Consider the following 19,700-nt stretch of genomic DNA (forward strand, 5'->3'; position numbering starts at 1 on the left):
GTTCCTGTCGGGACGCCGGTGGCGCGCCGCCGCCGGTCGTGACTGCATGATGATGACCGGCCGGCGGCGGTGTCAAGGAAGCGCTGCCGAGTAGGCGGTGGATGCCCGGCGCGGGGCGTCCGGAGGAGGACTCGGCGCACGGATGCCGCGGATCTGCTGGACTGGCCTCGAGCACAGCAGCACGAGCAGGAGGGAGCGGACGTGATCCGGATCCTCGTCGCCACCGTCCTCGCGGCCGCCCTCCTCGCGGCCGGCTGGACCGCGATCGGACCCTCGCATCCGGTCTTCGCCGCGGTCGCGCAGATGGTCCTCACCAGCTGGGCGGCACTGACCTTCGGCGGGCGCACGCGTCCGCTCGAGCAGTCCTGGTTCGACGTGGGTCGCCGCGAGCCGGCGCTGCTGCGAGCGCTCGGGGTCGGCGTCTTCGGTCGGCTGCTCGACGTCGTCGGGTGGAACCGCCTCGTCACCCGCGAGCGCGGCTTCGACGGCACGCGCGCGGGGCTGGCCGCTCTCGATCAGCACACCCGCCGCTCCGAGGCGGTGCACGTCGCGTGCACGGCCGTCGGAGTCGCGCTCGCCCTCGCCGCGACAGTCACGGGTGCGACGGGCGGCGCGGCCTGGCTGCTCGGGTCGACGATCGCCGTTCAGCTCTACCCCGCGCTGCTGCAGCGGCTGGTGCGGGCGCGCATCCAGCGCGCGGGGCGGGCGGCGCGCGGTGCGCTTCACGTCGCGGACTCGGGAGACAGCGCCTCCGGCGGCGGACCGACCACGGCTCTGGAAGGGCGGTGATCACGGGGTCACCGACGCGCCGCGATCGTCACCGGGATCGGCCAGGGGATGGCGGCGCGCGAGGACATCGCGAGCCACGTCGGGCGGATCGCGCCGGTCGTGCTCCGCCGCCGTCAGCAGGAGAGCGAGGGCCGTGTCGGCGGGGACCCGCTGCGCTGCGCTGATGAAGCCGACGGCCTGCAGCACGGCGATCGTCCCCGGCGTGAGCGGGGCGCGGGACGCCGCCCAGCGACGGACCTCGGCGTCGTCCGTGTCCCCGGTCAGAGCGTCGGCCAGGGGGCGTGGAGGGAGGGCATGGGCGGGCCGGTCAGTGCCCGAAGCCGTGCTCGAGCTCGACGTCGAAGGTGACGTCGTCCTCGCTCGGCTGCACGGGGAACACTCCCGTGAGCGTCCTGGTGCGTTCGCGGATGCGGGCGACCTCGGCCGTGTTGTCCGGCTCCGGGAGATCGGAGGGAGTGGTCTCGGCGACCAGAGCGGCGCCGGCGTTGAGCAGGAACACCGACTGCACGGTGCCGCCGTCGCCGCCGATGCCGGTGTACTCCACGCGGTCCGCCGTGCTGCTCGCGGCGAGGGCGACGCCGTACTCGATCAGAGCGTCCGCCGCGTCGTCTCCGACCAGCATCGTCTTGTTCGCGAAGAGGAGATGCTTCATGCCCCCAGCGTGCGCAGCGCCGAGGCCGACGGGGGAGAGACTTGACAGCTCCTGGGGCGGTCGACAGACGCGACCGCGCCACCCGGTGACGCCCGGTCGCGCCCGGTCGTCCTCGGCGTCGCCGAGACGGCACCCGTGGCGTCGGCCGTCCTCTGAGCAGGTCCGCGTCACAGGGACGTGGATCGACGGACCCGTGCTGATGTCGGCCGCCGAGACACCCGGCCGAGAGCAGGGCGACGTGACAGGCGGTGTCAGCGGACCATTCGCCGACGCCCGCGCCGCTTCTCCCCTCTGAGGATCAGGGCGGCGAGGAACGCGGCGAGGACTGCGCCGATGGTGTTCATGAACCAGTCGTTCGTGTCGCAGGAGCGGCCGATCGCCGGAACGCCCGCCTGGACCAGCTCGATCAGGGCGGACAGGCCGGAGACGGCGGCGGCGACGAGCAGGGGCCGGCCGACCGCGACCGCGAGCAGCAGGGCCCCGGGGAGCAGGAGCGCGATGTTCGCGAGGGTGTCGATGCCGTCGAACGGCACCGAGAACTGCACGGTGCAGAAGACCCGCGGCGTCCCGTCGGGCGGATACACGGTCAGCGCGATCCCCACGACGAAGGCGAGCGCGGCGAGGACGAGAAGAAACCTTTCCGCGCCGCGCCGGTGCAGCAGCCAGGCGATCGCCGTGACCACCGCGACCGCGATCCAGAAGGCGATCGGGACGAGCGCGGCGTGGTCGACGAGGAACGTGCTGATCACGGTGCTCCGCTTCGAGGTGTCGGGGTGGCGGGAGAGGAAGAGGTCTTCCGTTGACGGACGGCCCGCTCACTCCAGGTCGGCCTGTGCCGACGGCCGGCAGGCCTTCGGCGCGAGTCAGCTCCGGAGGGGAGAGCCTGCTGCGTCGAAGCGGTAGCCGCCGAAGGCGCCGCTGAGCAGCGGGCGCGCCGTCGCGATCGCGGCCTGGACCCGGGGGAGGGCGAGGGAGGCCCGATGCGCCTCGGCGCTCTCCCACAGCTCGACGACGAAGACGGTGTCGGGCTGCTCGTCGTCGACCCCGACCTCGTAGAGTAGGCAGCCGGCGTCGACGAGGTCGTCGTTGTGCTCGGTGAGGACGGCGACGAGCTCGTCGCGTCTGCCGGGGACGGCCCCGAGGGTGCCGACGTTCACGAAGGTCATGCCGCGAGGGTACCGCCGAGGACACCGGCGGCGGGTGGCCGTCTCGCCGGTCGGAGTGCGGTCGGGACGTCACGCTGGACGGAGTCGCCGTGCTCCCGCCTGCGAACCGCAGACCGGTCGCGCTCGGCCCGACGCCACGCCCGCTCGGGAGGATCGCGTCGCGAGAGAGAGGATCCCCGGTGGTCTCCGCGATCCCCGTCGGGTCCCACCGGCCAGGCATGGGCGTGCTCGGACCGACGGAGTGCGCCCGATCAGCCGGCGGGCCTGCTGAACAGATTGACGACGTTCCCGTCCGGGTCGCGGACGAGGGTGGAGCGGTTGCCCCACGACATGGTGCTCGGCGGGAGCACCACGTCCTCGCTCCGGGGTGCGAGCTCGGCGAAGGCGCGGTCGACGTCGGCCACCTCGAACTCGAGCAGGACAGAGCGGTTCGACGCGGGGACGACGGCGCCGTCGAGCATCGCGACCGTCGAGGTGCGGGCGATCGCGAGGGTCGCACCCGCTCCCGTGAACTGCGCGAAGACCGGCGCCGGGCGCTCGGCCGGTCGGCCGACGACCTGCTCGTAGAAGGCGACGAGGCCGTCGAGGTCGTCGGTGACGATGCGGAGGGAGGTGAACGACATGGGGCTCCTTCAGGGCCGGGATGAGGTGATGGCACCAGGCTCGCCGGTCGTCGCGACACCGTCCTGTCGGTGTTTCCGAAGATCGTCCGCGACTCCGCGAGGTCCGCGGCGGCCGTCCCCGGAGCGGGTCAGTCGTCGACGACGGACCGCAGCCGTCCGTACTGGAGCGCGAGGTCCTCGGCTCGCAGGGTGCGCTGCGGAGGCCGCTCGTCGGTCACCTCGACCGACAGCATCCGGTCGCCGCGGAACGCCCGGACCCCCTCCCGCAGCCGGCACCACGCGATCAGGTACCAGTGCTCCTCCTTCCCGATCGAGCCGAGCGGTTCGACGTCGCGGACCGACTCCGCGCCGCTGCTGTCGCGGTAGCGCAGCCGGACGACACGATCCGCTCGGAGGGCCGTCGCGAACTCCGCCGGGACGACCGCCTCCTCCTCGCTCTCGAGGAAGTGCACCCGGGACGCGACCGCGCCGGCGCGGGCGGCCACGTCGTCCGGCAGGACCGCGAGCGTCTTCCGGGCGGCGGTCCTGGCTGCCTGCCGGAACGGACTGCGCTGCAGCGCGCTGAGGCCGATCAGCACGGCGACGGCCTCCTCCACCGTGAATCCGGCCGGCCCGAGGGTCGCGGACGCGTCGATGACATAGCCGCCCGTGCGGCCGGGCTCCGCCCAGATCGGCAGACCCGCCTGCTGCAGCGCGGACAGGTCCCGCTCGATGGTCCGCACCGACACCTCGAACCGCTCGGCGAGACGGCGCGCGCTCCGCGGCCGGGGCGAGACCGCCCGCAGCTCCTCGACGAGCCCGTAGAGACGATCGGTGCGGTTCACCCGACCATCATCCGCCCGGGCGCGCCAGGTCGCGGTCGTCAGCGGACTCACTGTGCGGCGGTGCTTCCGCTCGACGCGCGATCAGGTCAGCGCCGGCGGTTCGCGGGTGGTCTCGGCCACGTCGGTGAGCCGGGCGGCGAGCCTCTACCGTTGCACCCGTGCCCCTCCTTCTCGCCGACCTGCTGTCGTGAGAGCGCTCGTCGCCTGGCTCGAGCACCGCCAGATCCCGCTCTACCTCGCCGCGATCGCCGCCGGCGCCGCTCTCGGACTGCTGCTGCCCGCCGCGCACCACCTCGAGGTCGCGATCGAACCGGTGCTCGCGCTGCTGCTGTTCGCCACGTTCCTCGGTGTCCCGTTCGCCGCGATCGGACGGTCTCTGCGCGACGGCCGCTTCCTCGCCGCGGTCGGGGTGCTGAACTTCGTCGTCGTGCCGCTCGTCGCCTACGGGCTGTCCCGATTCGTCGCCGACACTCCGGTGCTGCTGTTCGGGGTCCTCCTGGTGCTCCTGACGCCGTGCATCGACTACGTGATCGTGTTCGCCGGGCTCGCCGGAGGGGCGTCCGACCGGCTGCTCGCCGCCGCACCGCTGCTGATGCTCGCGCAGATCCTCCCCTCCCCGTGTATCTGGTGCTCTTCATCGGTCCTGCGGGGGTGGCGGTGGTCGACGCCGGTCCGTTCGCGCGGGCGTTCCTGCTGCTGATCGTGGTGCCGCTGTCCGCGGCCGGGCTGGTGCAGGCCCTGGCGCGCCGACACGTGTCCGGCCGGATCGTCGAGTCCACGATGCTCGGGCTCATGGTGCCGCTCATGACGGCCACGCTCTTCGCCGTCGTCGCCTCCCAGTCCGGCGCCGTGGGCGCCTCGGCCGGCCGGCTTCTCGTTCTCGTCCCGCTCTACGCGGGATTCCTCGTGGTCATGACCGCTCTGGGGCTGGGTGCTGGACGCGTCTTCCGACTCGACGTGCCCGCGACGCGCGCCCTCGTGTTCAGCGGCGCGACCCGCAACTCGCTCGTCGTGCTGCCCCTCGCACTCGCGCTCCCGGCACCGCTGTCGCTCGCGCCCGTCGTCGTCGTCACGCAGACCCTCGTGGAACTCGTCGGCATGGTCGTCCTCGTCCGACTGCTCCCTCGGCTCACCCGAGACCGAGCAGCGCGGGCCGGCCCGGTCTGAGGCGGACTCACCAGCGCCCGAGACGACTCGGGCCTGCAGAAGGGTCGCCCGGGGAGTCACCCGGGAGGTGCTCGCCGGTCAGTCCTTCTCCGGTCTGCCCGCAGTCCCCGCGTCAGCGGGCTCATCGGCCGGGGCGACAGGAGCTGCGGACTCGACCGCGGTGGGCTGGACCGCGGCCGATCTCGCCTCCTTGGCGGCGAGGCGCTTCTTCTGGGACTTGCCGGTGCTGAACGGGCTCACCCACAACCAGGAGAAGCGCCGCAGCGACTGGAAGAGGAACAGCGACGCCCAGAGGGAGAACACCGTCAGGGCGAACGGGAAGACCGTCGCCGGGCCGGTCGGGACATTCGTCTCGCCGAGCAGGGGGACGAACGCGACGACGACAGCGATCACGAAGAGGTGCAGGAGATAGATCTGGAAGCTCTGCTGCCCCATGGTGACGAAGATCTTCAGTGCGCGGACCTTGACGAGGTACTGGGAGCCGGCGATGCCCAGGACGATCGCGACCGAACTGGCGATCAGGATGACGCCCGGAATGCGGTTGGCGTCGAAGGCGACGATCACCGCGATGATGCCGATGTAGGACACTGCGAGCGCGAGCGCCTGCCAGACCTTCACGCGGGCGGCGAAGCGGTAGAACGTGCGGGGGATGAACATCGCCACGAGGAAGAAGATGAAGTTCTGGAGCACCCGGTCCCAGCCGATGTTGTCGGTGTCCAGCAGGCCCGTGGTCGTGGACGCGACGGACAGCAGCCCGGCCACAGAGAGCTGGATCCACCGGGGCACCTTGCGGATCGCCCAGGCGAGGATGCTGAAGATCGCGAGAGCCCAGATGAACCAGTAGCTGCTCGACGGCAGGATGGGGAGCACCAGCACGTTGAGCGGGTCCGTCGGTGAGGTGGCCTCCGACCGTGAGAACGGGACGATGAGGTAGAAGACGACCCGGATGAACGACCACAGCAGATAGAGGTACACCAGCGCGAGGACCCGGCGGCGCCACAGCTCGGCGAACGTCCACGTCAGCATCCGGGCGGCCGTGAGGCCCGCGATGAAGAAGAACACGGGCATGGGGAAGTAGAGCAGCACAGTGCGGAGCTTCGGAACGTACCCCTCGAGGCCGAAGAATCCCAGGAACAACGACGAGTGGTAGAGCACGACGAGACTGATCGCGACGCCCTTGGCGAAGTCGATCCACTCCCGCGACTCGGGGCGCTTCACCACGGCGCCGGTCGCACTCGACCCGGTCATCCGCCGCTCCTCGCGTGGGCGCACACGGCGCGATCACTGTTCACCGATTGCTGCGGATCCATTGCGCCCCCAAGATGTCGAATTCGAACCGGATGCGAATGAGCCCCCGGTTCATTTCCCGTACGGGTCCTGAGAGTACGGGAAAGTTTCCGATCACGGACGAGTCGATGGAGTATCGAGGCGGCAAGGGAAGTCCGGACGCCTCGCCGCCGCCTGTCCGCGGAGATCGTCCGTCCGATCCCGGAGTCGCTCGGTGGATCGGGACGGGCGGCGGAGGATCGCAGACGAATGGACCGTCGAGAGACCCGCAGATGGCACTTTCGTCCAGCCCCGGGGGTCGCGGACCCGAAGAACGAGACGAAACCGGCGTGCGGCCAGGACACCTCGACCTCTCCGGCATACTCCATGACGTGAACGACGCCACCACCGCCCCCAGTCTCGACGGCCGCGAGTTCGTGATGACCTCCTCTACCAACAGCGCGGTCGACCCGGAGTCGCCGTCGCGGTTCCACTACTCCGAGCGCGACGGAGTGGTGTGGGGCGACTACGTCGGCGACACCGTGACCTTCGGCCGGTTCGTGGGCACGCGCACGGGTGACGCCCTGCAGGTCTCGTTCGTGCACCAGCTGATCGACGGCGGGACCGTGGTCAGCGGCACCGGCGGCAGCCGCGTCGAGCTCGACGGCGAGGGCCTGCTGCGGCTCGTCGAGGAGTTCGAGATCGACGGCGACGACCACGTCAGCATCTGCGTCGAGGTCTGACGCTCAACGCGCCGCGTCGCGGCCGTTCCCCGCGGTGGTGAACCGCGTCATGCCGAGCCGGTTCGTCGATCCGGAGCGGTCGGGGATGTCGGAGGGCAGCAGGTAGGCCTTGCGCACCACCTCGTCGAGCACGACGACCGAGACCACCGACTTCACCTCGGGCCGGGCCGCGACCACGCCGGTGACGAAGTCGTGCACGCCGCCGATGTCGAGCGAGCGGACCAGGAGCATCGCGTCGTGCTCGCCGGTCGTGATGCAGCAGTACTCGACGTCGGGCATCTGGAGGATGCCCTCGCGGAACCGGTGCCACGACTGCGGATGCACCGTCACGAACACCAGGGCGCAGACGTCGAGCCCCACCTTCCCCGGATCGACCAGGGCCGAGAATCCGGTGATGACGCCGGATGCGGTCAGCTGCTCGACCCGGTTGTAGACGCTCGCCCGCGAGACGTTCACCCGCTCGGCCAAGGCGGACATCGAGATGCGCCCGTTCTCGCGCAGGACGGCGAGGATGCGCAGATTGAGGTCGTCGAGCCCGCCCGCGCTTTGTCCAGCGACCGCACCGGCGGCCGGATCGGTGATCGACATAATCCACTCCTTCGTCGCTGCGGGCGGCAGTTCGTCCACGATAGCGGCCCTCTGGAAACGGAGTGCGTCGCGATGTGCCATCGTTTCGCAACACGTCCAGCCGAACCCTCGCCAGGAGGCCTCCATGGTTGTCCGCTCCACCCGCACCCCGCGCTCCGCCCCGACGCGAGTGGTGATCGCCGCTGCGGCGGTCTCCCTCGCCCTTCTGGTGGCGGGCTGCTCCTCGGGCCGCGTCGACACCGCCGACGGCAGCAGCGCGACGCTCACCATCAACAAGGCGTTCGACCTCAAGACCGCCGACCCGGGCCGCATGTACGAGCCGACCGGCCAGATGGTCGACAAGGCGCTCTACGAGACCCTCCTCACCTTCGAGGGCGGCGACGTCTCGCAGGTCGTCGACGGCCTCGCGAGCCTCGAGCAGTCCGACGACGCGAAGACCTTCACCCTCACCCTGAACGGCGAGCACACCTTCTCGGACGGCACCGCGATGACCGCCGACGACGTGGTGTTCTCGCTGCAGCGCGTGATCGGCCTCAAGGGCAACCCCTCGTTCCTCCTCGACGGCGTCACCGTCACGAAGAAGGACGACACGACGGTGGTGCTGACCACCGAGAACCCCACGCCCGCCCTGCCGGCGATCCTGGCGAACCCGGCGCTCGGCATCCTGAACTCGAAGGTCGTGAAGGAGAACGGCGGCACCACCGACGAGACCGACACCGCCGAGACGTTCCTCAACACCACCTCCGCCGGCTCCGGCCCGTACGTGCTCGACACGCTCGACCTCGCCTCGCAGGTCGTGCTGACCGCGAACGAGAACTACGACGGCGACGCCCCGGGCTACGGCCGCGTCGTCATCCAGAACGTCGAGGGTGCGACCCAGAAGATCAACGTCGAGGGCGGCAGCGCCGATGTGGCGCTGGACCTCTCGGGCACTCAGGCGGAGGCGCTCGGCGACTCGGTCGCGGTGACCAGCGACCCGTCGGCGAACGTGATCTTCCTGCTGCTCAACCAGAACCCGAGCGTCTCGGCGATCACGTCGAACCCCGACTTCGTGAAGGCCGTGAAGGAGGCCGTCGACTACGACGACCTCGTCTCGATCGCCGGCAACGGCACCGCCCAGGCGTCCGGCGTCATCCCGAGCATGCTGCTCGGCGCCCTGCCCGAGAGCGGCGCGCTCACCCAGGACCTCGACGCCGCGAAGGCGGACCTCGCGAAGAGCGGCTACGCCGGCGAGTCCGTGACGCTCAACTTCCCGAGCGACATCAGCCTGAACGGCATCGACTTCCCGACCATCGCGCAGCGCATCCAGTCGCAGCTGAAGGACGCCGGCATCACCGTCGAGCTCGCACCGGCCCCCGTCGCCACCGAGCTCGACGCCTACCGCAACGGCACCGAGACCATGGGCCTCTGGTACTGGGGCCCGGACTACCCGGACCCGAGCGACTACCTCGTCTTCACCCCGGGCGACGTCGTGGGCCTCCGCTCCGGCTGGACCGACGGTGCGGCCCCCGCGATCTCGGCGCTGGCCGACGCCGCGGCCACCGGCGGCAGCGACGACGAGCGCCAGTCGCGCTTCGAGGAGCTGCAGACCGCGCTGAACGCCGACGGCCCCTTCATCCCGCTGCTCCAGCCCGGCAACAACATCGCCGCGGCGAAGGACGTCTCGGGTGTCGTCTACAACGCGGTGTGGACCATCGACATCGCGGCCCTCGCCGCGCAGTAGTCCGTGTCCACCACCACGACGGCCGTCCGGACCCCGCGTCAGCGCGGGGGCCGGGCGGCCCACCCGTTCCTCCGCTACGCGCTCCGCCGCGTGCTCACCTCGCTGCTGCTGGTGGTGGGCGTGACCCTCGTCACCTTCATCCTGACCAACCTCGTGCCGGGCGACCCCGTGGCGGCCGCCCTCGGCCAGCGCGCTGCGGAGGATCCGGAGATCGTCGCGCAGTTCCGCGCCCAGTACGGTCTCGACCAGCCGCTCGTCGTGCAGTACTTCACCTATCTCGGCAACCTGCTGCACGGCGACCTCGGCGTCTCCACCACCACGCACAACCCGGTGGTCGCCGACCTGGCGAAGGCGCTGCCGGCCACCCTCGAGATCGCCTTCGGCGCCATCGTGCTCAGCGTGATCATCGGCGTGCTGTTCGGCACCGTCGCCGCCTACCGGCGCGGCAGGGCCTCCGACCACGTTCTGCGCGTCGTGTCGCTGGCCGGCCTCAGCGTGCCGACCTTCTGGCTCGCGCTGGTCCTCTACTACGTCCTCTACTTCCAGCTCCGGATCGCGCCGGGATCCGGCCGGCTGAGCAGCGACTTCACCACGCCGCCGACGGTGACGGGCCTCTACACGGTCGACGCCCTGCTCGCCGGCCAGCTCGACACCTTCCTCGACGCGGCGTCGCACCTCTTCCTCCCCGTCCTCGTCCTGACGCTCTACACGGTGGGCCTGCTGACCCGGTTCGTGCGCACCGCGGTGCTCGAGATCCTCGACCAGGACTACGTGCGGGCCGCCCGCGCGAAGGGGTTGCCGAACCGCGCGGTCACCTTCTCCTACGTGCTGCGCGGGGCGAGCATCCCGATCCTCACCGTCGTGGGCCTCGCCTTCGGCAGCCTGCTCAGCGGCACCGTGCTCGTCGAGGCGGTCTTCGGCTGGCCCGGGATCGGCTCCTACGCCTACCAGGCCGCGTCGCACCTCGACCTGCGCGGCATCATGGGCGTCGGCCTGCTCATCGGCGTGATGTACCTGCTCGTGAACCTGATCGTCGACCTGCTGTACGGCGTGCTCGACCCGAGAGTGAGGCTGGCCTCGTGACGGATCCGCGAACCACCCGGTCCGACCCGCGCGACGGCGCTCCGGCCGGTCCGCGCGACGGCGTCGGTGCCGGAGTGCTCGACCCGGTCGCCGCCCCCGGCCTCCGCCTGCGCCGCCCCCGCCTGCGCCTGGGTCGCTGGTCGGCGCCGCTCGGACTCCTCGGCGCCGCCGTCGGCGTGCTCTGGATCCTCATCGCCGTGCTCGCCCCCGTCATCGCCCCGCACGATCCGCTCGCGCAGGACCTGCCCCTCCTCCAGGCGCCCGGCGAGGGCACGCTGATGGGGACCGACGCGCTCGGCCGGGACGTGTTCTCGCGGGTGATCTGGGGTGCCCGGGTCACGATCCCGCTCGCCCTGCTGCTCGTCGTGATGTCGGTGCTGATCGGCGCGATCGTCGGATCCGTCGCCGGATTCTTCGGCCGTGCGGTCGACGAGGTCGCGATGCGCATCACCGATCTCGTGATGGCGTTCCCCACGGTCATCCTGGCGATGGTGATCGCGGCCGCGCTCGGAGCGTCGCTCCTGAACGCGGTGCTCGCGGCGCTGATCGTGTCGTGGCCGTCCTACGCCCGGCTGACCCGAGGCCTCGTGCTCGGCCTCCGCTCGTCGAACTACGTCGTGTCCGGCCAGCTGCTCGGCTTCTCGCCGCTGCGCTCGCTCGTCCGCGACATCGCGCCCAACATCGTCGGCCCGGTGCTCGTCCTGGCGAGCCTCGACATCGGCACGGCCATCCTCCTGCTGTCGGGCCTGTCGTTCCTCGGGCTCGGCGCGAAGCCGCCGACCGCCGAGTGGGGCTCGATGGTGTCGGACGCCATCCAGAACTTCGACGCGTGGTGGATCGGCGTCTTCCCGGGCCTGGCCATCCTCACCGTCGTCATCGCGTTCAACTTCGTCGGCGACGCCCTGCGCGACGCCCTGGACCCGCGGTCGCAGACGATCCGCGGAGGAGGCGCCACGCTGTGAGCGACGCACTGACCATCAGCGGGCTGCGCATCCGCACCCGCAGCCACGCCGTCGTGGACGGCATCGATCTGGCGTTGCGCCGCGGCGGCATCCACGGCCTCGCCGGCGAGTCGGGCTCGGGCAAGACGATGACCGCCCTGGCGGTGCTCGGACTGCTGCCCGGATCGATGACGGCCAGCGGGAGCATCCGCCTCGCCGACGACACCGGCGACGGCACGACGGAGCTCGTCGGCGCGTCCCGGCAGGTGCTCGGCGCGGTGCGCGGACGCCGGGTCGCCATGGTCTTCCAGGACCCGTCGACGAGCCTGCACCCGCAGCTCACCGTGGGCCGCCAGCTCACCGACCACCTGCGCCACCACCTCGGTCTCGGCAAGGAGGCCGCGCGGTCCAGGGCCGAGGCCCTGCTCGAGCGGGTGCGGGTCCCGGACGCCCGGGCCTCCCTCGGGCGCTACCCCCACCAGTTCTCCGGCGGTCAGCGGCAGCGCATCGCGATCGCGGTGGCGCTCGCGTGCGAGCCCTCGGTGCTGCTGGCCGACGAGCCGACGACCGCGCTCGACGTGACCGTGCAGGCCGGAGTGCTGCAGCTGCTGCGGGAGCTGGTCGACGACGGCGGGCTGAGCATCCTGCTCGTCACCCACGATCTCGGCGTGATGAGCGCCGTGGCCGACGAGGTGACGGTGATGCGCCAGGGGCTCGTCGTGGAGTCGGCTCCGCGCGAGCGGCTGTTCACCGCGCCCGAGGACGAGTACACGCGGGCGCTGCTCGCGGCTCTGCCCGGCTCGAGCTTCGAGGAGAGCCCGGAGGAGCTGGTCGCCGAGCTCGTCGAGGGGCACGAGAGGGCCGCCGCCGCGGACGATCCGGGCGCAGCCACGGCAGGCGACGTCGAGAGGGGTGCGCGATGAGCGCGGGAGTGGTTCTCGAGGCCGATGGCATCGTGGTCGAGTACGGGCGGCGACCGCCGCTGCGTGCCGTCGACGGGGTCGGCTTCCGGGTGGCGGCCGGCGAGGTCGTGGCGCTGGTCGGAGAGAGCGGCTGCGGCAAGTCGAGCCTCGCGCGCGCCGTGGTCGGCATCGAGAAGCGCCGCGGTGGCGACGTGCGCCTGAACGGCGTCGACGTGCCCGCGCTCGGACTCCGTCGGCGCAGTCCGGCGATGACCGGCGTGCAGATGGTCTTCCAGGACCCGAACTCCTCGCTCAACCCCCGTCGCCGCATCGGCGAGCAGATCGGCGACGGCGTCCGGGCGGCACTCGCCCGGGGCGCCGAGGGCTCGGATCCGGCCGACTGGCTGCGCCGCGTCGGGCTCGATCCGGCGATGGCGAGCCGGTTCCCGCACGAGTTCTCCGGCGGCCAGAAGCAGCGCATCGCCATCGCGCGGGCCCTCGCGGCGAGGCCGCGGATGCTCGTGGCCGACGAGCCGATCTCGGCCCTCGACGCCTCGACCCAGACGAGCGTCGCCGCGCTGATGCGCTCGCTCAGCGTCGAGGCCGGCGCGGGCATGCTGTTCATCTCGCACGACCTCTCGGTGGTCCGGCGCATCGCCGACCGGGTGCTCGTGATGTACCGCGGCCGGGTCGTGGAGTCGGGGGACACCGAGACGGTGTGGCAGAGCCCGCTGCACCCGTACACGCGGGCGCTGCTCGCGGCGATCCCGCTGCCGGACGGGCTGGGGCGGCTGCCGCTGGCCCCGCTCGACGCCGACCGGGCGGCCTGGCTCGAGGAGCTGCCCGACGCGCTGGAGCGGACGGGCGCGTGAGCGCGGTGGAGGAGGCCCGGGCAGAGGAGTCCGCTCTCTGGAGCATGCCGAGGGCCGTGAACCGCAGTCCGCTCCCCGGGGACGGCGCGTTCATGACCGCCGGCTGGGCCGATCCGGAGCCGGTGATCGACCCCGACGAGCCGGTGCTCGCCTACACCGCGGAGCGCCGGTCGCGACTGGCGCAGGCGCTGCCCGCCGAGCTGCTGATCATCCCCTCCGGCCTGCCGCGGGTGCGCTCGAACGACAGCGACCACCGCTTCCGCCCGGGCACCGACCACGTGTGGCTGACGGGCAACGGAGTCGCCGAGAGCGTGCTCGTCGTCGACACGACGGGAGGGGAGGCCGGCTCGATCCTGTACCTGCGTGCTCCCTCCGGCCGCGACGGAGACGAGTTCTGGCAGAACGACGCGCTCGGCGACCTCTGGGTCGGGCCGCGGCCGTCGCTCGCCGAGACGCAGGCGGCGCTGGGCATCGAGACCCGGCCGCTGGCCGACTTCACCCGCGACGTGGAGCGGGCCGCGCGGCGGGCCCGGCGCATCCGCGTCCTGCCCACCCTCGACGAGAGCGTCGACGAGCTGGTGCGGAGCATCTGCGGGCCGGAGCTCGGACCGCACCTCGTGCTCAAGGGGACGCTCGACGAGCTGCGCCTCATCAAGAACGACTGGGAGATCGGACGGCTGCAGCTCGCCGTCGACGGCACGGCGCGGGGCTTCGACGACTGCCTCGAGGCGTGGCAGGTCGCCCGCGCGATGCCGCGCGGCGAGCGCTACCTCGAGGGCACCTTCGCCCGCCGCGCCCTGGTCGAGGGGCAGGGGCCGGCCTACGGATCGGTCGTCGCCTCGGGAGCGCACGCCACGACCCTGCACTACACGCGGAACACCGGGCCCCTCGTCGACGGCGACCTCGTCCTGATGGACATGGGCGTCGAGCTGCCCTCGCTCTACGCCGCCGATATCACCCGCACCTTCCCGGTCAGCGGGGAGTTCACCCCGCTGCAGCGGGACGTGTACTCGATCGTGCTGCGCGCGCAGCAGGCCGGCATCGACTCCCTGCGCGCGGGAGTGCGCTTCCAGGACTACCAGGACGCGTGCGGGCGAGCCCTCACCGAAGGGCTGATCGACCTCGGCCTGATCCGCTGCTCCGTCGACGAGGCCATGGCCCCGTCCGCGTCGTACCACCGCCGGTGGAGCATCTCCCGCGCCGGGCACATGCTGGGGATGGACGTGCACGACTGCAACCACGCTCCGCACGAGACGTACCTCGGCGGAGTGCTCGCGGCCGGCCACACGCTCACCGTGGAGCCGGGCCTCTACTTCCAGCCGGGCGACCTGACGGTCCCCGCCGAGCTGCGGGGCCTGGGCATCCGGATCGAGGACGACCTCGTGGTCACGGAGACGTCGTCGATCCTGCTCTCGGCGGCGATGCCGCGCACGCCCGACGCGGTGGAGGAGTGGATGGCGAGGTTGGCGGGCTGAGATCGGGCCCTCGACGCGATCGGCCGACGCGGCCTACGGGAGCTGCGGGGGCGCGATCAGTTCGAGGAATCCGCCGAGGGCACCTTCGAGGTAGATGATGCGCGTGCCGGCTCGGGCGCCACCGGTCATCCGGTGAGGTGTCCCGACCGGTCTCCAGCCGTGTCCAGCGCAGAGTTCGAGGACACGATCGAGGTCCGAGACCGTGAGCGCGATGTGCACCGTGCCGACCTGCGCGGGCGAGCCGGCGGACTCGAGCTGTCGGGGCGGGTCGTACTGCAGCAGCTCCACCCGGTGGGGGCCGAGGGTCACCGTCGCTGCGCGGATCACGGCTCCACGGACGCCCGTGGTCGCCGCCGTGACGTCGGCGTCGAGCGTGAAGGTGCGCTCGAGCACGAACCCGAGACCGGAGCACCACAGCACCAGCGCGTCGTCGAGGTCGGCCACGGTGAGACCGGAGTGAGCGACGTCGGAGACGAGCGGTGATGCCATGACCTCAGTATCGAGCTCCGACACGCCTGCCTGAGGATGTGCGGCGCTCCTCACCCTCCCTGGGTGAGGCCGGTGATCCGGTTGATGGCGACGGCGACGACGAAGGTGCCGAAGAAGTAGGACAGCAGGGCGTGGGCCAGGGCTACGCGGCGTGAGGGGGTGGAGGACTGGGTGATGCTGCTCGCGCTGTAGGCCATCCCGATCGAGAACGCGGTGTAGGCGAAGTCGCTGTAGGACAGTTCCTCGTCCTGGTCGAAGTCGAAGCGGTGGCGGTCGTCGAGGTAGTACATGCGCGCGTACTTGAAGGCGTAGACGGTGTTGACGAGCGCCCAGGCCGCGACGACCCCGACGACCGCGAGGATCGCGGCCGCGGATCCGACGGGGTCCTTCTGCTGGCTGCGGAGGAGTGCGACGACCACGAGGACGAGGCTGAAGAAGGTGGCGGCGATGATGAGCGAGTCGACCAGCTTCCGGGACCGGTCCTCGTGGCGGGCGAGGTCGCGGGTGCGTTCCGGGCCGGCCGGCCACGCCGTCGACCAGGCCCAGACGAGGAACACCGCCGCGGCGATCGCCCAGCAGAGCAGAGGCGACAGATCGGGGACCGCAGTGGACCCTGAGCGCTCGGGCCGGAGATCCTTCAGACGGGCACGATCGGCCCCAGCACATTGAGCGCGACGACGGCCACCAGCTGGACGACGCCCGCGGTGACCAGTCGACCACCGAGGTGCGACGTGTCAGCGGGCCGCTCGGTCACCGAGCCGATCCGTACTGCTCCCGACGTCGTCCGGCACGTGAGTCAGGATGTCGCCCACCTGGCAGCCGAGGACCTCGCAGATGGCGTCGAGTGCTGAGGCACTCACACCATCCTCCTGCGAAGAGGGGGCGGTGTCAGCCGGAGAGGGCAGTGCCCGAGAGCGGGTGGGTCAGTCGTCGTCGCTGTCGGGCGCGGGTGCCTGATCGGTGCTGGTGCTCGAGGTGGAGTCGGACCAGACGGCTTGTGCGCCGGAGTCGCCGATGCGGATCACGTCGATGGTCGCTCCGACGGAGATGGCGATCGCTGCGACGGCGAGCACGATTCCGACGAGGGGGCGGCGGGTGGTGGCGGCTCGGTCCTCGGTTCGTCGCGTGCGGCGGAACCAGAGCCACTGGACCAGGGCGACGAGGAACAGGCCGGCAGCCCAGGGGAGCAGGTGGTCGCCGAGCTCGGTGTGCTTCTCGAGGATCGCGGACGGCTCCGTCTGTCGTTCGAGCGCTTCTCCGGCCTGCGTGGTGAGCGGGACGGCGATCAGCGCGGCGAGGGCGATGATCGGGGTGAGGATCCCGAACTTGCGGCGGGCGGCCGGCCAGAGGCTGCCGAGGATGAGCATCAGTGCGGCGAGGGGGAGCAGAACCACGACGGCGTGCACGAGGAGCGGGTGGAGGGGGAGGCCGTTGATCTGCCAGTCGTTCATCGGGGGCGCCTTCGGTCGAGAGGGGGGCTGTCCTCGTGACGCTAACGCGCCCCGCCCTGCGCGCTCTGCCGTTGGACGTGTTCGTGTGAGCCCTCGAACGATCACTCGCCCGTCCTCCGAGCCGACTCCCCGCTTCACCGCCGATATGCGAGGAGCCGACCGAGCGGAGTCAGGACGTGTGCCGGCTCGCCGGTGCGATCAGGCGGCGGAGCCGGTCGGTCACGAGAAGGGCACCGGCGGCGTCGATGGTGAGGACGTCGACGTCGAAGCGGTCGGTGACGGTGTCGAGCGTCCCGACGCCGCCGGCGAGGATCGCGGTCGCGAGGACGTCGGCGGTGACGATGTCCTCGGCGATCACGGACACCTGCACGAAGGGGACGTCACCGGGCTCGGCAGGTCGGCGCCAGACGTGCTCTCCGCGTTCAGCCGTCCCGGAGGTGGCGATCGCGCGGCGCCCGTCGCCGAGCGGGACGACGCAGAGCAGTGCCTGCCGGTCGTCGGGATCCACGATCCCGACCCTCCAGCTGCCGAAGGGCGAGGTGAGGACGTCGCCACCGACGTCGAGGAGCCACTCGCCGTCTCCGAGCAGCCGGGCCGCGCGCGCCATGGTGGTCGCCTTGATGGTTCCGGCGAGGTCGATGACCCCGTCGGGCCGGTGCGGGGTGAAGGCGCCGTCCGTCGCCGTTCGCCAGTGCAGCGATTCGGTGTAGGCGGTCCGCATCTGCTCGGACGCGGCCGTCAGCGCGAGCTCGCCGCGGGCGATCCGGGACGCCTCCGACTCCGGCCGGTACAGGCTGAAGCGGGCGTCGGCGTCGGCGAAGACGGCTTCGACGTCGCCGACCGGGGTGTCGTCGGCGGCGCGCAGGCTGACGACGGTGCCCATCGTCGTGAACGTGTGCACGGTCAGAGTCCGGCCTGGTCGATCGCCGACTGCAGGGAGGTGAGGTACCCGTCGCTGGTGTAGGTCGCTCCGCTGACCGCCTGCACGTTCGCGGACTGGGCGGCGAGGACTTCTTGACGCAGGATCGGCGCGGCCCGGTGCGAGATCGACACGGACCGGCCGTCCTTGTCCGTGAGGTGCACGGCCGTGACGTCGGTGATCTGCCCGCCGGCGACGGTGATCGCGACCTGCACAGCGTCGAAGCGAGTCGGAACAGATGAGCCGGTCCACGTGCCGTCGGCCGAGGCGGACGGGCTCGCAGTGGCCGTCGAGCTCGTACCGGCCGACGGGTCGGTGGGCGCGCCGGCGGAGGGCGTCGTCGAGGCGGGGGCGCCGGCCGAGGTCGGCGTGGTCGCCGCGGGGGATGTCGGGTCCGTGGCCGTGGTGGCGCTCGTTCCGGTGGCGAGCGGGGAACCGGTGGCGCCGGCGGATCCCATCTGCCAGCCGCCGACGAGGACGGCGAGGGAGGCGAGGACGCTGGCGACTGCTGCTCGTGTTCTCACCAGTCGAACCTCTCCACGTGGATCTGCCGGTCGGGCAGGCCTGCCGCTCGCGCGTCGCGGACGACGAGGTCGGTCCAGGCGGTGGGACCGCAGACGAACAGGTCGGATTCGAGCAGGCCCGGCAGTGCCGAGGTGATCGTCACACCTCGGGCGACGGACTCGGCGGACATCCACGTCGCCAGCCCTGCGGGCCGCCGGCCGATCATCCCGAACAGCGCGCCGCGGCTGCTGCGGACCAGTGTCCGAGTCTCGTCCCAGAGGTAGGTCTGGGAGTCGTCGGTGGCGCGCAGCAGGACGGTGGCCTCGCCGGGTCGGAGGCCGCCGTGCTCGAGGAGCGCTCGGGCGGGGGTGATGCCGATGCCGGCGGCGATGATCGCGAGCCGCGGGGCGGTGCGGGCGACGTCGGTGAAGATCCCGTAGGGCCCCTCGATCGAGACCGCGGTCCCGGGGCGCAGTCGTGCGAGACGGTCGGTCCCGGCTCCGAGTGCGCGGACGGTGATCCGAGCGCGGGTGTCGGTCGGGACGGCGGAGAAGGAGATCGGGTGCGCATGCCACCAGGTGCCGCGGCTCCAGAACCGCCAGATCGCGTACTGCCCGCCGATCACGCCGAGGCGGGAGAGGTCGCGGCCGGAGAGGTGGAGCGAGAAGACGCCGGGGGCGATCGTCTCGACGGCCTCGACCCGGATCCGGTGCCGCAGCGTCGTGAGGACCGGCACCGCGAACCGGAACCTGGCGATCGCTCCGAACGCCAGGACGTAGAGGGCGAGCCAGTAGACGCGCTGCGGGGTGCTCTCGGCGAGGACCTGGCCGGCGGAGAGCTGGTGGGGGACGGCGACGAGGACCGCCGCGTAGCTGAGGAGGTGGATCGCGTGCCACGCCTCGTACGCGAAGCGGCGGCGCACGGCGACGAGGGAGGTGACGACGACGAGCACCAGCAGGGTGCTGCCGAGCAGCGCCAGGAGCATGTCGGCGCCGGAGTACAGAGCGAGTGTCTCGTTCCACAGCGTCAGCCCGTCGGTGAGGGCGTAGCCGACGGTGAGCAGGGCACCGTGCCCGAGGATCAGAGACAGGGCGGGCTTGCCGAGGCGACGGTGCAGCGCCATCGCGGTGTCCTGGCCGAAGGTGCGATCGATCCAGGGGATCCGGGCGGCGAGGACGAGCATGACCAGGATCAGGTCGGTGCCGACGAGGCCGGCGACGATCCCTGCGGCCGTGAGAGCTCCGGCGATATCGGTGGCCTCCGCGGGCCCGCCGGCTGCGAGGTAGAGCGCGATGGCGAGGGCGACCGAGACCCAGCCGGCGGTGACGAGCGCGTCCGCGGAACGCAGGCGCCGACGCAGGGATCGCTCGCGGTCGGCCTGCGACCGCCGCAGCGTGGTCGGCGCGTGGGGTGCGGGTGCGTTGGTCGGTCGGATCGTGGTGCTCACGGCGGCGCCCTCCGGTCGGTGTCGCATGCGCCGACCTCGGGTTTCCGGGGGCGCGCTCCTACCGTCGCGGGGGAGT

23 protein-coding genes and 1 pseudogene are annotated in these 19,700 nt (G+C 71.7%); 9 read left to right on the forward strand and 15 right to left on the reverse strand.

The features are described 5' to 3' along the window. Window positions 1–201: 201 nt before the first annotated feature. Window positions 202–789, forward strand: coding sequence for a hypothetical protein (locus C5D36_RS09600; RefSeq protein ID WP_104291809.1), 588 nt, complete (start codon window positions 202–204; stop codon window positions 787–789). Here the strand turns inward: C5D36_RS09600 and C5D36_RS09605 are convergent, their stop codons facing one another. From C5D36_RS09605 to C5D36_RS09630, 6 genes are all read right to left on the reverse strand, one after another. After that, on the reverse strand, window positions 790–975 hold the full coding sequence (locus tag C5D36_RS09605; protein WP_104247105.1) for a hypothetical protein: 186 nt from the start codon (window positions 973–975) through the stop codon (window positions 790–792). It lies immediately after the preceding gene. Window positions 976–1,096: 121 nt separating this feature from the next. Beyond that, the gene (locus C5D36_RS09610; protein ID WP_104291808.1) at window positions 1,097–1,441 is read right to left on the reverse strand and encodes a hypothetical protein; all 345 of its coding nucleotides are present in this window, start codon (window positions 1,439–1,441) and stop codon (window positions 1,097–1,099) included. 251 nt (window positions 1,442–1,692) lie between these two features. Beyond that, window positions 1,693–2,190, reverse strand: a complete 498-nt coding sequence (locus C5D36_RS09615) for a VanZ family protein (protein ID WP_104295719.1) — start codon at window positions 2,188–2,190, stop codon at window positions 1,693–1,695. Window positions 2,191–2,304: 114 nt separating this feature from the next. Then, entirely contained in the window at window positions 2,305–2,607 is a 303-nt protein-coding gene (locus C5D36_RS09620; RefSeq protein ID WP_104226533.1) for a putative quinol monooxygenase, read from the reverse strand. A 251-nt stretch (window positions 2,608–2,858) separates the two neighbouring features. Continuing rightward, on the reverse strand, window positions 2,859–3,230 hold the full coding sequence (locus C5D36_RS09625; RefSeq protein ID WP_104291806.1) for a VOC family protein: 372 nt from the start codon (window positions 3,228–3,230) through the stop codon (window positions 2,859–2,861). 128 nt (window positions 3,231–3,358) lie between these two features. Then, a complete protein-coding gene (locus tag C5D36_RS09630) occupies window positions 3,359–4,054 on the reverse strand; it encodes a YafY family protein (RefSeq protein WP_104262256.1) in 696 nt (231 codons plus the stop codon). Between the two features lie 187 nt (window positions 4,055–4,241). Between C5D36_RS09630 and C5D36_RS09635 the strand changes: the two are divergent. Then, window positions 4,242–5,221: pseudogene (locus C5D36_RS09635) on the forward strand (arsenic resistance protein). 78 nt (window positions 5,222–5,299) lie between these two features. Here C5D36_RS09635 and C5D36_RS09640 read toward each other — a convergent pair. After that, entirely contained in the window at window positions 5,300–6,469 is a 1,170-nt protein-coding gene (locus C5D36_RS09640) for an acyltransferase family protein (RefSeq protein ID WP_104291805.1), read from the reverse strand. A gap of 410 nt (window positions 6,470–6,879) precedes the next feature. On the opposite strand from C5D36_RS09640, the gene C5D36_RS09645 reads away from it, so the two are divergent. Further along, window positions 6,880–7,230 carry a hypothetical protein gene (locus tag C5D36_RS09645; RefSeq protein WP_258060307.1) on the forward strand — a complete coding sequence of 117 codons (351 nt, stop codon included), beginning with the start codon at window positions 6,880–6,882 and terminating at the stop codon, window positions 7,228–7,230. Between the two features lie 3 nt (window positions 7,231–7,233). Here the strand turns inward: C5D36_RS09645 and C5D36_RS09650 are convergent, their stop codons facing one another. Next, on the reverse strand, window positions 7,234–7,818 hold the full coding sequence (locus tag C5D36_RS09650) for an Lrp/AsnC family transcriptional regulator (protein ID WP_104223259.1): 585 nt from the start codon (window positions 7,816–7,818) through the stop codon (window positions 7,234–7,236). 124 nt (window positions 7,819–7,942) lie between these two features. Here C5D36_RS09650 and C5D36_RS09655 point away from each other — a divergent pair, with 124 nt between their 5' ends. The 6 genes from C5D36_RS09655 to C5D36_RS09680 are packed head-to-tail and all read left to right on the forward strand — an operon-like array spanning window position 7,943 to window position 14,814. Beyond that, window positions 7,943–9,541 (forward strand): ABC transporter substrate-binding protein, encoded by a 1,599-nt coding sequence (locus C5D36_RS09655; RefSeq protein WP_104291804.1) that lies wholly within the window; start codon window positions 7,943–7,945, stop codon window positions 9,539–9,541. A gap of 3 nt (window positions 9,542–9,544) precedes the next feature. Continuing rightward, window positions 9,545–10,624, forward strand: coding sequence for an ABC transporter permease (locus C5D36_RS09660; protein ID WP_104223257.1), 1,080 nt, complete (start codon window positions 9,545–9,547; stop codon window positions 10,622–10,624). Continuing rightward, the gene (locus tag C5D36_RS09665; protein ID WP_244230527.1) at window positions 10,621–11,586 is read left to right on the forward strand and encodes an ABC transporter permease; all 966 of its coding nucleotides are present in this window, start codon (window positions 10,621–10,623) and stop codon (window positions 11,584–11,586) included. The genes C5D36_RS09660 and C5D36_RS09665 overlap by 4 nt, the downstream gene beginning before the upstream one ends. Further along, complete coding sequence (locus C5D36_RS09670) at window positions 11,583–12,488, forward strand: ABC transporter ATP-binding protein (protein WP_104223256.1); 906 nt, start codon at window positions 11,583–11,585, stop codon at window positions 12,486–12,488. The genes C5D36_RS09665 and C5D36_RS09670 overlap by 4 nt, the downstream gene beginning before the upstream one ends. Further along, window positions 12,485–13,339: an ATP-binding cassette domain-containing protein gene (locus C5D36_RS09675; RefSeq protein ID WP_104239496.1), complete on the forward strand. Its 855-nt coding sequence runs from the start codon at window positions 12,485–12,487 to the stop codon at window positions 13,337–13,339. Before C5D36_RS09670 ends, C5D36_RS09675 begins: the two co-directional genes overlap by 4 nt. 56 nt (window positions 13,340–13,395) lie before the next feature. Continuing rightward, complete coding sequence (locus C5D36_RS09680) at window positions 13,396–14,814, forward strand: aminopeptidase P family protein (protein ID WP_219812591.1); 1,419 nt, start codon at window positions 13,396–13,398, stop codon at window positions 14,812–14,814. Window positions 14,815–14,847: 33 nt separating this feature from the next. Here the strand turns inward: C5D36_RS09680 and C5D36_RS09685 are convergent, their stop codons facing one another. The 7 genes from C5D36_RS09685 to C5D36_RS09715 all read right to left on the reverse strand — a co-directional run bounded on the left by C5D36_RS09685 (window position 14,848) and on the right by C5D36_RS09715 (window position 19,624). Then, window positions 14,848–15,303 carry a VOC family protein gene (locus C5D36_RS09685; protein ID WP_104295720.1) on the reverse strand — a complete coding sequence of 152 codons (456 nt, stop codon included), beginning with the start codon at window positions 15,301–15,303 and terminating at the stop codon, window positions 14,848–14,850. A 50-nt stretch (window positions 15,304–15,353) separates the two neighbouring features. Beyond that, window positions 15,354–15,944 (reverse strand): DUF1345 domain-containing protein, encoded by a 591-nt coding sequence (locus C5D36_RS09690; protein WP_104257599.1) that lies wholly within the window; start codon window positions 15,942–15,944, stop codon window positions 15,354–15,356. Between the two features lie 93 nt (window positions 15,945–16,037). Then, on the reverse strand, window positions 16,038–16,163 hold the full coding sequence (locus tag C5D36_RS17355) for a helix-turn-helix transcriptional regulator (protein WP_181065426.1): 126 nt from the start codon (window positions 16,161–16,163) through the stop codon (window positions 16,038–16,040). A 63-nt stretch (window positions 16,164–16,226) separates the two neighbouring features. After that, on the reverse strand, window positions 16,227–16,754 hold the full coding sequence (locus C5D36_RS09700) for a DUF2231 domain-containing protein (RefSeq protein ID WP_104226519.1): 528 nt from the start codon (window positions 16,752–16,754) through the stop codon (window positions 16,227–16,229). A gap of 169 nt (window positions 16,755–16,923) precedes the next feature. Further along, window positions 16,924–17,655, reverse strand: coding sequence for an FAD:protein FMN transferase (locus tag C5D36_RS09705; RefSeq protein WP_258062908.1), 732 nt, complete (start codon window positions 17,653–17,655; stop codon window positions 16,924–16,926). 2 nt (window positions 17,656–17,657) lie between these two features. Then, window positions 17,658–18,197: an FMN-binding protein gene (locus C5D36_RS09710; RefSeq protein WP_258062909.1), complete on the reverse strand. Its 540-nt coding sequence runs from the start codon at window positions 18,195–18,197 to the stop codon at window positions 17,658–17,660. Further along, window positions 18,194–19,624, reverse strand: coding sequence for a ferredoxin reductase family protein (locus C5D36_RS09715; RefSeq protein WP_258062910.1), 1,431 nt, complete (start codon window positions 19,622–19,624; stop codon window positions 18,194–18,196). The genes C5D36_RS09710 and C5D36_RS09715 overlap by 4 nt, the downstream gene beginning before the upstream one ends. Window positions 19,625–19,700 lie beyond the last annotated feature (76 nt).

The sequence above is a fragment of the Rathayibacter sp. AY1C6 genome (assembly GCF_002931535.1).
Taxonomy (GTDB): Bacteria; Actinomycetota; Actinomycetes; order Actinomycetales; family Microbacteriaceae; genus Rathayibacter.

Bases quoted from the DNA above. Each gene is read 5' to 3' on its own strand.
- C5D36_RS09610 (WP_104291808.1), bottom strand. From the start codon at position 1,441: ATGAAGCATCTCCTCTTCGCGAACAAGACGATGCTGGTCGGAGACGAC.
- C5D36_RS09620 (WP_104226533.1), bottom strand. From the start codon at position 2,607: ATGACCTTCGTGAACGTCGGCACCCTCGGGGCCGTCCCCGGCAGACGC.
- C5D36_RS09625 (WP_104291806.1), bottom strand. From the start codon at position 3,230: ATGTCGTTCACCTCCCTCCGCATCGTCACCGACGACCTCGACGGCCTC.
- C5D36_RS09640 (WP_104291805.1), bottom strand. From the start codon at position 6,469: ATGACCGGGTCGAGTGCGACCGGCGCCGTGGTGAAGCGCCCCGAGTCG.
- C5D36_RS09650 (WP_104223259.1), bottom strand. From the start codon at position 7,818: ATGTCGATCACCGATCCGGCCGCCGGTGCGGTCGCTGGACAAAGCGCG.
- C5D36_RS09655 (WP_104291804.1), top strand. From the start codon at position 7,943: ATGGTTGTCCGCTCCACCCGCACCCCGCGCTCCGCCCCGACGCGAGTG.
- C5D36_RS09675 (WP_104239496.1), top strand. From the start codon at position 12,485: ATGAGCGCGGGAGTGGTTCTCGAGGCCGATGGCATCGTGGTCGAGTAC.
- C5D36_RS09685 (WP_104295720.1), bottom strand. From the start codon at position 15,303: ATGGCATCACCGCTCGTCTCCGACGTCGCTCACTCCGGTCTCACCGTG.
- C5D36_RS09700 (WP_104226519.1), bottom strand. From the start codon at position 16,754: ATGAACGACTGGCAGATCAACGGCCTCCCCCTCCACCCGCTCCTCGTG.